Annotated in this window: 11 protein-coding genes; 8 read left to right on the forward strand and 3 right to left on the reverse strand. The window is 59.2% G+C overall.

Features of this window, described 5'->3' with window-relative positions; translation table 11 throughout:
* Positions 1-20: 20 nt before the first annotated feature.
* Genes ACERJA_RS16085 through ACERJA_RS16095 form a run of 3 tightly spaced genes read left to right on the forward strand, consistent with a single transcriptional unit; the run spans position 21 to position 3,311 of the window.
* A complete protein-coding gene (locus tag ACERJA_RS16085) occupies positions 21-344 on the forward strand; it encodes a hypothetical protein (RefSeq protein ID WP_373609268.1) in 324 nt (107 codons plus the stop codon).
* Positions 341-1,588, forward strand: coding sequence for an NAD(P)/FAD-dependent oxidoreductase (locus tag ACERJA_RS16090; protein WP_373609269.1), 1,248 nt, complete (start codon positions 341-343; stop codon positions 1,586-1,588). Before ACERJA_RS16085 ends, ACERJA_RS16090 begins: the two co-directional genes overlap by 4 nt.
* 4 nt (positions 1,589-1,592) lie before the next feature.
* Positions 1,593-3,311, forward strand: a complete 1,719-nt coding sequence (locus ACERJA_RS16095) for a nucleoside recognition domain-containing protein (RefSeq protein ID WP_373609270.1) — start codon at positions 1,593-1,595, stop codon at positions 3,309-3,311.
* Positions 3,312-3,878: 567 nt separating this feature from the next.
* On the opposite strand, the gene sufB is transcribed toward ACERJA_RS16095, so the two are convergent.
* The gene (gene sufB, locus ACERJA_RS16100; protein WP_373609271.1) at positions 3,879-5,309 is read right to left on the reverse strand and encodes a Fe-S cluster assembly protein SufB; all 1,431 of its coding nucleotides are present in this window, start codon (positions 5,307-5,309) and stop codon (positions 3,879-3,881) included.
* Positions 5,310-5,635: 326 nt separating this feature from the next.
* Here sufB and ACERJA_RS16105 point away from each other — a divergent pair, with 326 nt between their 5' ends.
* The 4 genes from ACERJA_RS16105 to rpoP all read left to right on the forward strand — a co-directional run bounded on the left by ACERJA_RS16105 (position 5,636) and on the right by rpoP (position 9,860).
* Positions 5,636-7,381, forward strand: a complete 1,746-nt coding sequence (locus ACERJA_RS16105; protein ID WP_373609272.1) for a formate--tetrahydrofolate ligase — start codon at positions 5,636-5,638, stop codon at positions 7,379-7,381.
* A 106-nt stretch (positions 7,382-7,487) separates the two neighbouring features.
* Positions 7,488-8,621: an ABC transporter ATP-binding protein gene (locus ACERJA_RS16110; protein ID WP_373609273.1), complete on the forward strand. Its 1,134-nt coding sequence runs from the start codon at positions 7,488-7,490 to the stop codon at positions 8,619-8,621.
* Positions 8,618-9,427 (forward strand): ABC transporter permease, encoded by an 810-nt coding sequence (locus ACERJA_RS16115; protein WP_373609274.1) that lies wholly within the window; start codon positions 8,618-8,620, stop codon positions 9,425-9,427. Before ACERJA_RS16110 ends, ACERJA_RS16115 begins: the two co-directional genes overlap by 4 nt.
* Positions 9,428-9,716: 289 nt before the next feature.
* On the forward strand, positions 9,717-9,860 hold the full coding sequence (gene rpoP, locus ACERJA_RS16120; RefSeq protein WP_373609275.1) for a DNA-directed RNA polymerase subunit P: 144 nt from the start codon (positions 9,717-9,719) through the stop codon (positions 9,858-9,860).
* 168 nt (positions 9,861-10,028) lie between these two features.
* On the opposite strand, the gene ACERJA_RS16125 is transcribed toward rpoP, so the two are convergent.
* On the reverse strand, positions 10,029-10,553 hold the full coding sequence (locus ACERJA_RS16125; protein WP_373609276.1) for a transcription factor: 525 nt from the start codon (positions 10,551-10,553) through the stop codon (positions 10,029-10,031).
* 340 nt (positions 10,554-10,893) lie between these two features.
* Between ACERJA_RS16125 and ACERJA_RS16130 the strand changes: the two genes are divergently transcribed.
* Positions 10,894-11,661, forward strand: coding sequence for a carbon-nitrogen hydrolase family protein (locus ACERJA_RS16130; RefSeq protein ID WP_373609277.1), 768 nt, complete (start codon positions 10,894-10,896; stop codon positions 11,659-11,661).
* A gap of 137 nt (positions 11,662-11,798) precedes the next feature.
* On the opposite strand, the gene ACERJA_RS16135 is transcribed toward ACERJA_RS16130, so the two are convergent.
* Complete coding sequence (locus tag ACERJA_RS16135) at positions 11,799-13,202, reverse strand: geranylgeranyl reductase family protein (RefSeq protein ID WP_373609278.1); 1,404 nt, start codon at positions 13,200-13,202, stop codon at positions 11,799-11,801.
* Positions 13,203-13,207: the final 5 nt, after the last annotated feature.

The following is a 13,207-nucleotide window of genomic DNA, read 5'->3' on the forward strand; positions in this document are numbered from 1 at the left end:
ATACAAAGATTGTTATCGGCATGAGGGCCGAACCGACAACCACTGACTCGAGAACGTATAAGCTTGTCAACAAGAGGCAGTTCGCGATAACGACCACACTCATCGGCCTCTTCGTTGGTGGCGCCGTTGGGCTGGCGGGTAGTGGTCCGTTCGCTCAGCACGTCGTCCAAGCCGTACTAATTACGGCGTTCGTCAGCAGCGGATTGTACTGGACGCTGCTTGCGCTTGCAGACGCCGTGACGGGTGGGACCGGTCTGATTCGAGTTGCGTCACCGATTCGTCAGCGGACCCCAACTACCGAGCACTCGGGTTCGGTCGACGATTACGCTACTGAGGGACGATGACCGTGCCTGAACGCGTAGACGTCGCAGTCGTCGGTGCGGGCGCTGCCGGCATCGGAACCGGGGTCGCGCTGTCGATGCTCGACCTCGAGGTACAACTCTTTGAACGGGACGAGATCGGGGCGTCGTTTCGCCAATGGCCTGACGAGATGCGATTTATTACGCCGTCGTTCCCGAGCAACAGCTTCGGACTGCCTGATCTGAATGCGATCACGCCAGACACCTCTCCAGCGGTGACGCTCGATCGGCAACAGCCGAGTGGCGACGAGTACGCCGACTATCTCGAGGCAGTCGCCGACTTCCATGAGTTACCAGTCGAGACTGGTGTCGATGTGACGGCAGTCCACCCTCGAGAAGAAACGACTGGCACGGCGTCAGATCACAACCAAGCCGGCACCGCTCCTGCCGTAGACGGTGGTGGCGCACTCAAGACGGAAGCGGACAGTGGGTTCGTCCTCGAGACCAGCGAGGGGGCCGTGCAGTGTGAGTACGTCGTTTGGGCTGGAGGACAGTTCGGGAAACCCCGCACAGACGTGTTCCCGGGGACTGAGCTGTGTGTCCACACCAGCGAGGTCCGTTCGTGGACCGACCACGCTGCGACGAGTAGCACCGATGACTTCCTCATCATCGGCGGCTACGAAAGTGGGATCGACGCTGCCGTTGCGCTCGTCGAAACCGGATGTCGAGTGCGGGTTCTCGACCGTGGCGAGCCATGGGCCACTCGTGGTCCCGACCCGAGTGAGGTTCTGTCACCGTACACCCTCGAGCGCCTCGAGTCGGTTGCCGATTCCGACCGGCTGCTCGTCGAAGGTGGGGCCGTCGTAGAAGAAATTCGCCGCGATGCGGACGGCTGCTTCGAGGTTCGCACGCGAGGAGCCGATGGATACGAACTCGACGACGGGGCAGACAACACGTTCACGGTTCCAACACGTCCAATCCTTGCAACCGGTTTCGAGCCGAACCTCGGACCAGTCGACAGCTACTTCCCACGAACGGAGGGGGTGGTTCAGTTGACCGATCAGGATGAGTCACCGTCAATGCCCGGGCTGTTTCTCGCCGGTCCCGACGTCACCCACAACGGGATCAAATTCTGCTTTATTTACAAATTTAGAGCTCGGTTCCCAGTGATTGCAGAAACGATCGGCGATCGTCTCGGTGTCGACACCGACCCACTCGAGAGCTATCGAGAGCAGAACATGTTCCTCGAGGATCTATCGTGTTGCGAACCGGATATGTGTGATTGTTAATCAGATGCAGACGAAACAACAGCGAGCCGAAACCGACTGTCGAACAGCTCGAGAAACCGTGGTCGTCGTTGGGAAAGAGAGTGTTGGCAAGTCCGAACTCGTCTCGTCACTGACTGGCGACCGGCCGACGAGTGGGAACTTCCGTGGGACGACGACTCGCAGCGAGCGGTACACAACCGCAGACTACGAGTTCGTAGACACGCCTGGGCTCGTGTTGGATGCGGACACCGAGGCCACTCGAGATGCACTGTCACAGCTTGACGACGACGAGACGGTCATGCTCGTCGTTCCGGCAACGGACGTCGACCGTGACATCGATGACCTCCTCCCGCTCGTCAAGGACCGGCTCGGAATGATCGCCGTCACGTTCTGGGACAAAGTCGAGGAAACCGACGAAACTCGTCGTGAACTCGAGATGTTGAGCGCCGATCTCGGCGTGCCGATCGTCCCCGTCGACGCACGCGACATCGAGCGGCCGATGGCTGACGGTGGAACCGAGACGGCCGATGCCGACGTCTCCGCAGGGCCGACTGACGACTATGCACGGATTATGAGAGCACTCGAACAGCCGGGACCATTCCCAGGGCAGGCCAGACGAGAGGTCGGTGGTCAAATCGAACCACCACGAACGGTCTTCGAGTGGCCGTACGTCGGTCCAGTTATCAGTGCGTTGTTGCTACTCGTCCCAGCAGCACTCGCAGTGTGGTTTGCAAACACTCTCGCAGGGGAGATCGGGCCGCTCGTGGGTGCAGCGTTCGAGCCGGCGGTCGCGTGGGCGACGACGCTTCCAGAACCGCTCGCGACGCTGTTGGCGAACGAGTATGGCCTGCTCTCGATGGGACCGTTCCTGTTCGTCTGGGCAGGCCCGACGATGCTCATCTTCGCAGTCGTACTTGGCGTCTACAAGAACACCGGACTGGTTACACGGATGACCGTCTCGTTGCATCCAACGATGCGTCGGGTCGGGCTCTCCGGGCGTGACCTCGTCCGTGTCGTGATGGGCTTTGGCTGTAACGTCCCCGCAGTGGTGAACACCCGGTCGTGTTCGGACTGCACGCGGTGTACGACGATCTCGGCGATCTCATTCGGGTCGGCGTGTTCCTACCAGTTCCCCGCGACGCTTGCTGTCTTCGCCGCCGTCGGGATGGGATGGCTCGTCGGACCGTATTTATTGGTTCTCACCGCGACCACGCTCATCTACGTCGCTGCGATCGCTCCCCCAGCCGCCCGCCAGTCGTCGACGGTGATCGATCGACGAACATTCCTCCAGTGGCCAGCTCCGAAAGCTGTCGCTCGAGAGGCCTGGAGCGCGTTGCGTGAGTTCTTCGTCAAGGCGTTGCCGGTCTTCGTGCTCATCACGTTCGTCGCGGCGGTGCTCGATCGGGTCGGCATCATCGACGCTATGGGATCGGTCCTCGGACCACTGATGAACCTGTTCAACTTGCCCGCCGACGCCGCACTGACCGTGGTGCTCGCATCGATCCGAAAGGACGGCATCGCCTTGCTGACGGCTGACGGTGGTGTTGCCGCGACGCTCTCACCGGTACAGGTACTCGTCGTGGTGTATCTGGCTGGCGTGTTGTTGCCATGCCTTGTGACGGCGTTCACCGTCGCCCGTGAGGTATCGATGCGGTGGGCACTCACGATGATGGCCAGACAGGCTGGCGCTGCGATCGGATTCGCAATCGTGATTGCGTGGAGTGGAACGCTGCTGTTCGGGTGACATCCTCACCCGTTGTGAACGGCAGGATTCTCTCGCTGTTTGAAGATAGGAGAACACGCGTATACCGGACGTCAGCCGTTTCGATCGATCGTCGTCACGCGCAAACCGTTCCAGAGTCGGGGACGTCGATGCCGAACGCCGCTATTTCCTCGGCAATCGACGGGGGAATCCGACACACGGAGTTCGCAGTTGGGTAATCGAGCACAACGCCGTCAATCGAGATCCTGACCAATTTACTCTCCGTGTTTCGAGCAGCAATCGTGAACTCAAATGAGCGCCCGCGTTCGTCGACTGCGTGTATCCAGAGCTTCGAGAGTCCGTTCGCGTTCTGCCAGCACGATCGATCGAAGACGGTCAGTGACCCTGCAGGCGGAACGCACGACGAGTGACACGCGGGACAGTGAGCCGGATGCGGTTCAGTACCGATGTACCCGTATTCGTTCCCACACTGGTGGCACCACAACCTATCGACACTCACGATCGATCACCCACTCCGAGTTCGCCATCGCTTGTCGTCTCCGCTGCCGGACTTTCGGTTGCTGAGGTGGCTGCCATGATCTCGGCGGGTTACCCGAGGCTTCCCTCCATCTCGAGTTCGATGAGACGGTTGAGTTCGACGGCGTACTCGATCGGCAGTTCTTCGGTGATCGGCTCGATAAAGCCGGCGACGATCATCTTCTTGGCGTCGTCGTCGTCCAGCCCGCGGCTCTGGAGGTAGAAGATGTCCTCGTCACCGATCTTGCCGACGGTCGCCTCGTGGGCGACGTCGACTTTCGACTCTTCGATCTCCATGTACGGCATGGTGTCCGAGGTGGACTCGTTGTCGAACATCAGCGCGTCACACTCCACTGCAGTCGAGGAGTTCTCGGCACCGTCGGCGATGTGGACGAGCCCGCGGTAGTTGGTGCGGCCGCCGTCTTTCGCGATCGACTTGGACTCGATGGTCGAGCTCGTGTCGGGCGCGTTGTGGTAGACCTTCGCGCCGGTGTCGATGTTCTGACCCTCGCCAGCGAAGGCGATGGTGATGTGGGTGTCCGTCGAGCCACGACCCTTGAGGATCGTACATGGGTAGAGCATGGTTGCTTTCGAACCCATGCTGCCCGAGATCCACTCCATCGTCCCGTTTGCCTCACAGATCGCGCGTTTGGTGTTAAGGTTGAACGTGTTCTTCGACCAGTTCTGCACCGTCGAGTACTGAACGTGAGCGTCCTCCTTGACGAAGACCTCGACGCCGCCGGAGTGGAGGTTGTGTGCACCGTATTTTGGTGCCGAACAGCCCTCGATGTAGTGGACTTCCGACCCTTCTTCGGCGATGATCAGCGTGTGCTCGAACTGGCCCATCCCTTCCGAGTTCATCCGGAAGTACGCCTGGACCGGCATCTCGACCGTGACGCCCTCTGGGACGTAGACGAACGAGCCGCCGGACCAAACGGCACCGTGCAGTGCGGCGAACTTGTTGTCGCTTGGGGGGACACAGGTCGTCATGAAGTACTCCTTGACGAGCTCAGGATGCTCCTGGACCGCGCGGTCCATGTTCATGAAGATGACGCCTTTCTCCTCCCACTGCTCTTGCATGTTCTGGTAGACGACCTCCGACTCGTACTGTGCACCGACGCCCGAGAGCGCGTTCTTCTCGGCTTCCGGAATGCCCAGTTTGTCGAAGGTGTCTTTGATCTCGTCTGGCAGCTCCGTCCAGTCGTCGACGCCTTCACGCTTGTCGACGTCCGGGCGGATATACGGGACGATCTCTTCGATGTCCAGTTCGGTCAGGTCCGGCTGGCCGGGCCAGTCCGTCGGCAACGGCATGTTCTGGTACTGCTTGAGCGCGCGCAGGCGGCGCTCGAGCATCCAGTCTGGCTCGTCTTTGTCGTCAGAGATCATACGAATGACCTCTTCGGTCAGTCCCTTGTCGGACTTCACCGCGGCGTTCTGTTCTTTCTTGAACTCGAACCGCGCTTCAGTGTCAGTCTCTTTAAGATGGTCTTGCTCGGAACTCATTGTCGTTATACAATCGTGGTTATGTCTGTACCACTATTACTGTTCCTCTAGCTGATTTTGGTTACGTTGCGCAGAACTCTCGGCTAGAGAGACTGTACTGATGATCGACAACTCGGTGCCCCATTGCGGTTCACCTCTCCCTCAGTCTGGACTTGTGACGTCCCCAGGTTTCGCAGAAACCTGCTGGGGCGCACGAGAGTTGGCTCTCGTGAACGCCGAAGCACGGATTTGCAGCCTACCCGAACGGGCTCGGCGCCGAGTTCACCGACAAGCCCCACCCTAAGCGCCTCCGGCATTTTAAGCGTGGGGTAGTTGACAAACGACGTATGGAGCGATCAAACGCAGACACCCACGTGCCACCAGACGTCGAAATTGCCCGGAACACTTCGCGGCGTCCAATCGAAGACGTCGCTGGAGAACTCGGCCTCGAGGACGACGACCTCGACCACCGTGGCGACGGTGTCGCGAAGCTCACATGGGATGCGATCAACCGCGAACTGGACACCCCCGCCGACGGGAACCTGGTGCTTGTGACGGCAATGACCCCGACCCGACGCGGGGCCGGCAAAACCGTCACCACCGTCGGACTCGGGCAGGCCCTCGCACAACAGGGTGAATCGAGCGTCGTCGCGATCAGAGAGCCCTCACAGGGGCCGGTGTTCGGCATCAAGGGTGGTGCGGCGGGTGGGGGCTACAGCCAGGTGCTCCCGATGGAGGAGATCAACCTCCATTTCACTGGGGACATCCACGCCGTCGCGGCGGCACACAACCTCATCGCGGCGATGGTCGACGCCGAGCGGACACACGGCAACGACCTCGAGATCGAACCCGACAGTGTCGCCTGGAACCGGACACTTGACGTCAACGACCGTGCGCTTCGAGAGGTCGTTGTCGGACTCGGTGGGAGAGTGAACGGCCCACCACGGGAGGACACATTTCTCATCACCGCCGCATCCGAACTGATGGCTGTCCTCTGTCTGGCGACCGATATCGCGGATCTCAAAGCACGAATCGGTCGTATTGTCGTTGCCTACAACGCTGACGGCGACCCGATTACCGTCGCAGACCTCGAGTGTGTCGGGGCCGTCACTGCCCTGCTGAAAGACGCCTTGCGGCCGAACCTCGTCCAGACGATCGAAGGAACGCCTGCGTTCGTTCACGGCGGCCCGTTTGCCAACATTGCAACGGGGACGAACTCGGTCCTTGCAACTCATCTCGGCGTGCGCTTCGGAGACTATCTCGTCACTGAGGCCGGCTTCGGTGCTGATCTCGGTGCCGAAAAGTTCGTCAATATCGTCTCTCGTGAAGGGGTCACCCCGGACGTCGCCGTCGTCGTCGCAACCATCGATGCACTCACAAAACACGGGGAAGCGATGCTCGAGCGACAGCAACACAGTCAGTATGACGGTGACATCGACGGCGATACACACTCACCAGCGGATGATCAGGTGGCAGCCGTTCGTACAGGTTGTGCAAACCTCGACCACCACGTCGACAACCTTCGGGCGATGGGAATCCCGGTTGTCGTCGCAGTCAACCGATTCCCCGACGACACCGATGAGGAGGTCAAGGCTGTCCTGCATCACTGTCAACTGCGTGAGATTCCGGCCGCCGTCTCGACGGTTCACAGTGATGGCGGTGACGGTGGGCTCGAGCTGGCAACACACGTTCGGGAGGCAGCAGCATCCGACACAGCGTCGCTCGAGCCCTCGTATGAGCTGTCGATGAGCATCGACGAAAAGATCCGCGCTGTCGCGACGCAGGTCTACGGGGCCGACGACGTCGAGTTCACTCCACAAGCGCGTGCAGATATCGAGAGCCTGACGGAGATCGGACTGGACGACGTCCCGGTTTGTCTCTCGAAGACTCCTGAATCGCTCTCGGATGATCCGGACGAGGCTGGCGTTCCGTTCGGCTGGGAGCTGACGGTCAGGGAACTGTACCCGTCGGCTGGAGCCGGATTCGTCGTTGCACTCACCGGAGACGTGCTCACCATGCCCGGGCTCCCCGCCGATCCAGCCGCGACCGACATCGAAGTCGACGACGACGGGACCGTTCACGGGCTGTTCTAGCATTCGGGTTTCGTCTCGGCCTTATCGCTTGTGGCACGCCAGTTGTGCATCTGCCCAGTAGTGTGTTGGCCTCGTGTTTTTGTAGCTCCCTCACTTAAAAACAGCCGTGACCGTGGGAGATAACGGAGGGTTTGCGAACGAGGAGGTCGCCAACAGTCCATCTGATGAACGAGTAGTTGCGGCTCTCTCTGGGCACCGGCCGTTCGATAGCACTGCACTTCGTGCGGAAACCGAACCAGCCCACGAAGACGCTACCGATGTTGGTTCTGCAACTGAAGACGGCCGTGACGTCGCCGTTTCCGTCACCAATCTCAGAAAGCAATTTAACGACGGACCGGCAGTGATCACGGCCGTTGACGACGTCTCTTTCGACATCAACACTGGATCGATCGTCGGACTGTTGGGACCAAACGGTGCAGGGAAGACGACGCTCATCAAGTCGATCCTCGGAATGGTCCTTCCTGATTCGGGCTCTGTCCGAATTCGAGGGATCGACGTCTACGACCGGCCTCGAGAAGCGTACGCCGACGTCGATGCAATGCTCGAGGGGGCGCGAAACGATTACTGGCGATTGACCGTCCGGGAAAACCTCCGATACTTTGCCACGGTCAGCGGTGTCGATCCGGGTTCAGTGAGCGAACGCCACGATCGGCTCCTGGAACAGTTGGGGCTTGCAGAGAAAGCAGACGTCCCCGTCCGCGACCTCTCGCGTGGGATGAAACAGAAAGTCTCCTTAGCGAGCGTCTTGGCTGGGGGAGCGGCGGTCGTCTTTCTCGACGAACCGACGCTGGGGTTGGATATCGAGAGTTCACGAACGCTCCAGCGAGAACTGCGACGACTCGTTGAAGAAGAGGAACTGACGGTCATCCTCAGCAGTCATAATATGGATGTCGTCGAGACGGTGTGTGATCGCGTTCTCATCATGTCCGACGGGAAGATTATCGCCGACGACACCGTTGATGCCTTGCTCCACAGCACTGATCGACACTGCATCGAGATCACGAGTTCCGACCTCGACGCTGCAGTCGTATCGACGCTCCAAAACCGGTTCGAGACGATTCGTGTCGAGCACCGCGACCGCGGCAACCGGATCGAACTGACGACAGACAGTGACGGACTGTACGAACTGATGGCTCTCCTCCGTGCCGAGGGCGTCACACTCGAGCACGTCCGAACGATCGAACCGGACCTCGAGGACGTGTTCGTCGACTTAACGACAGGCGATACGGGGAACCGATGACGCGCCAACGCGATGTGGCAGACACACCACGTCCAGCTGGCTACTATCATCTGGCACGTGCAGTGCTCTACCGCGAGTACCTGATTTTTGTCCGGTATCCCGCCAACGCCATTGGCGGGATCGTTATCTCACTGTTTTTCTTTGGCGTGCTTTTCTACGGCGGGCAGATGGTCGCCGGACAGGCACTCACCGACTCGATCGAGGGAATCATCGTCGGCTACTTCCTGTGGACGCTGTCAGTGGGTGCGTACTCCTCGATTTCGAACGATATCGCGAGTGAGGTCCAGTGGGGGACCCTCGAGCGGCACGTGATGACGCCGTTCGGATTCGCCCCCGTGGCACTCCTGAAAGGTGTCGCAAAGATCGTCCGGACGTTCATCATCTCAACGATCATCCTCGCCGTGATGATTGTGATCACCGGCACGACACTCGCGTTGAACGTGCTGACGATCGTCGTTATCGCCACCCTCAGTATCGTCTCAGTGCTTGGTCTCGGTCTCGCAGCCGGTGGCGTTACTGTGCTGTACAAGCAGATCGGCAACTGGCTCAACCTCCTCCAGTTCGGATTTATCGTCCTCATTTCCGCACCCGCGTTCGACCTCGGATGGATGCGGTTTCTCCCTCTCGCCCACGGCAGCGCCCTGCTCCAGCGTGCGATGATCGATGGAACCCGCCTTTGGGAGTTCACACCGCTCGAGAGTGGACTGCTGGTCGGCGTTGCTGCTGGTTATTTGCTATTAGGGTATGCCGTCTTTCAGTATGCGACCCGCCGCGCACGGCGGCTCGGTGTTCTGGGCGACTACTGACGAACAGCAGAGACGGGCTGGTGGCGAGAACGCTGTTCGCCCACCGTGCATGTACAGTCCCCTGCTTTCATCAGCGACTGGAAGGTCGAAATCGAGGCACGCTGTCGAACTTTGCAAAACACTCATACCGATCAAGCTTGTACCATTCAACACTCGGTGATTAATAGAGATAAACAATATACAGGGTAAGTTAATAAGAATGCGTTCTCAGACCAACCGTTGACGCGGACCCCAGTGGTCATCCCCTCGCGAAACAAGATAGAAACAAATCCGTTATCCAGCTACACCCATGGGCTACACCTGCGTAAACTGTAAGAGCGACGTTGAGTTCAATGACTCAAGTCACCAAGCCAGCGTTCGTTGCCCTTACTGCGGGCATCGTATATGGCTAAAAGACCGTGCGAGTAATACAAGAACAGTGAAGATCGGATGAAACTGGTTGTAAGGATCTCGTCAGGCTCCCCTCGGCAACGCGGGCCGTAACCTGGTACGGCTCGGACTCGCCGAGGGGAACGACACGGTCCTCACGACCGCAGAGCACGATTCACACCGAGACCTCACCTCTGTGTGAGGTTGAACACGATCGATATTCAGACGACTGCTAGGTATCGGTGTTGACGTTGAGTTCGTCACGGAGGTCGTCGATTCGCTCTTCGATAGCGTTTACAAGGCGATCGTTGTCCATCGGTTCCAGTGCCGTCCCGCTGTTAGGGCACTCGAAGCCCAACTCCATCGCCTCGCCGAACTCGAATCGAATCGAGGACACTTCTGAGAGATAGAACTCGTGGGTGCGTTCGTACTCTAAGCGTTCCTCGAGGGCCTCGAGCAGGTGGTACATTTGCTCTTCGAGGTTTTCGGGGATATTGTCGTAGTGGAATGTCCAGAGATACGTTAGCCAGCCCGAATCCTCGTCGCGGAGCCGCCGGTAGGATGCCAGATCATTCTCGTAGAGGATGAACAGCGTGCGGCGGACCGTCTTCAGTTCCAAGTCCAACTCCTCTGCGAGTTCTTCGTCCGTTACCTCGCCGTCGGGCGGTGCGGCCGCTACCATCATTCCTTCCGGTCCAACCAGTTCATGGAGGTACTTTTGGACAACCGGATCGCTCAGCAGATCGTCAAAAGCCATTGTAGTCTCTCTGAGGTGTACTTTATTAAAAGTGCTGGTGTTTTTACTAACACGTGGCGACGACTCACCGGCCCTAATCAGGACAACCGACTTCTCCGTAGCTCTCCAGCCGGATCAGTCCGTGACAACCGGCTAGAATGCATCCAAAATGGTGACATCCTCCTCGCCGTGAACAGTAGACTCCGGAATTCTCTCCTTGAAAAAGATAGCTCCGTCTCCAACGGCGGGAGCTCTTGTTCACGGGGTACGACTCCTAAGACCCACTATATGACAGCTATCTTAATCTATCGCCTGTAGCGGATCACCGTATTTTATCGGCGTTTCCAATGATCGGTTGCGTATGCAGCCCACTGTCGCAGTGTGTCAGCTGGCACTCGAGGATCTAGCCGTCGACGCGAACCTTGAAACCGTTCGAAATCGTGTCACTGCACTCAGCAGCGATGTCGACCTCGTTGTCTTTCCTGAGCATACACTGACTGGGTTCGTTGGCGATGAGCGCATTGAGGCGGCTGCACTCACTCGAGACAGTGCACCGATCAGTGAACTACAGTCCCTCGCCGAACAGCGAGAGCTTGCACTTGTCGTCGGCTTCATCGAGGTAGCAGCTGACGACCTCTACAACGCCACTGCATACGTCGGGCCAACTGGCGAGATGACAGTGTACCGGAAACGCCACCTCTGGGACAGCGAACGGGAGCTTCTCACCCCCGGAGACAAGCTAGTGACGGTCGAAACCCCACTCGGGACTGCGGGACTGTTGACCTGCTACGATCTCAATTTCGTCGACGACAGCGCAGCGCTCGCTCGAGAGGATATCACGGCGTTGCTCGTGGCCGGCGCATGGCCAGGTGCTTACAGCGACAACTGGCGACTCCTGCTCCGTGCACGAGCACTTGACGGTGTCCGATGGGCAATCGGGGCAAACCGAACTGGACAACGCGATATGCCCGAATCCGAGCAGGTAACGTACGCTGGTCGATCGTTGGTGGCGCGGCCGGACGGTGGAATCCACCAGGCACTCGATCGACAGGAACGAACGCTCGTTACCGAACTCGATCGTGCCGTCCTCGAATCGCAGCGTGATCTCATCGGTGTGTTCTCGGAGTGAGTCATCACCTATTCTTTCACTTACCGCTGAATTATTAAAACAAGCCAGGACGAACGCGAGACGGGCGTTCGGGACGCTGTCAGGGAGCGTGCGAGACGTGATCGGAGCTGTTCTCTGCCTTGGCTGTTCGCTCTCGCTCAGTACTTTGGATCCGCACCGGTCGTCTCGTAAACCGCGTCCATCAGCTCATCACGCTTTTCCTGCCAGGCCGGCAGCTCGTCGGGACTCGAGGGGTACGCCTCGTAGTGAGCGAGGATATCGTCGGCGCACTGTTTCGTCTGGTAGAGTTCCCAAAGGGTGTCCCAGTGACCGCGGCTCTTGAACAGGGTCTCGAGTTTCAGCTTCCAGCTGATATCGGCACTGCCCGAATACAGCGCCTCGGAGAGTTTGTCGCCGGGCATCGCTGCAATCAGACTCGTGAGATCATCGAGATCAGCAGCTGTCACCAGGATATTGTAGATGTCCAGGGCGGCGAATCGGCCACCGTAGTGGTCCATCACACGCTCGTTGTATCGCCAGAGGAACGCCTCGCTGACGTCGTTCTGTTCGATTGCCTCGACGATCTGCTCGCCAGCGTATGCGCCGGCGTACGCCGCACCAGCCATTCCGCCGCCAGTGGTCGGGTTGACGTGTCCAGCGGCGTCGCCGACGGCAATGAAGCCGGGGTGGACTGCCGAGTCGTGGGGCCGCTTGGTCGGCAGTGCGCCGCCGAGTTTGTCCTCGACGCGTGCACCTTCGAACTCGGGACGATTTCGCAAATCTCGCTTGAGATCCTCGACGAGTTTCATTGGCTCTTCGCTCATTTGAAAGCCGAGACCAACGTTGATCTCCGTCTCAGTCCGCGGGAAATACCAGAGGTAGCCCGCAGACCGCTCGGTCGGTTTAAACACCAGTGCGTCATCCCACTCGACCGGCTCGTCGACGTGGACGATCTCGCGGTAGGCCGAGGAGAACTGCGAGTAATCGACGTTCGTGTCGAACGTGGACCCAGAGAAATCGACCATATCCTGGAGAACGGACAACGACCCTGCGCCGTCGACGACGACCGCTGCGTCATAGGTCCGAGAGTCACCGTTTTGAATCGCCTCGACGCCCGTCACACGACCCCCGTCTTCTTGGATCACATCTGTGACGACAGTATCGTAGTGGATCTCCGTACCCGCCTCGAGGGCACCCTCAATGAGTCGCTTGCCGTACTCGAACCGGTCGATGACGGCCAGTTCACCCGGGATAGGGATCTCGAGGACGGTGTCTTCCTGCGGAATTTCGAACCGACCGTGATCGACGCCAGTGTTCGTAAACGCCGGCTGAATCTTCTCTTTCGGGATCGCATCGGGAAACCCGTCAGCGCCTTTCAAGGCGTCGCCACACGCGATATGACCGGCTTCGGCCTCGGTTTTTCGCTCGAGGATGACGACATCGTATCCCGCATTTGCGATTGTCGAAGCGGCGTAACAACCAGCAGTCCCCGCGCCCACAACGACGACATCCCAGGTCGTGTCCGACGTCATGGCGTTGGTGGACGATTCCGTTGTGCTCATACGCA

The sequence above is a fragment of the Natronorubrum sp. A-ect3 genome (genome assembly GCF_041821125.1).
In the GTDB taxonomy this organism is placed as follows: Archaea; Halobacteriota; Halobacteria; order Halobacteriales; family Natrialbaceae; genus Natronorubrum; species Natronorubrum bangense.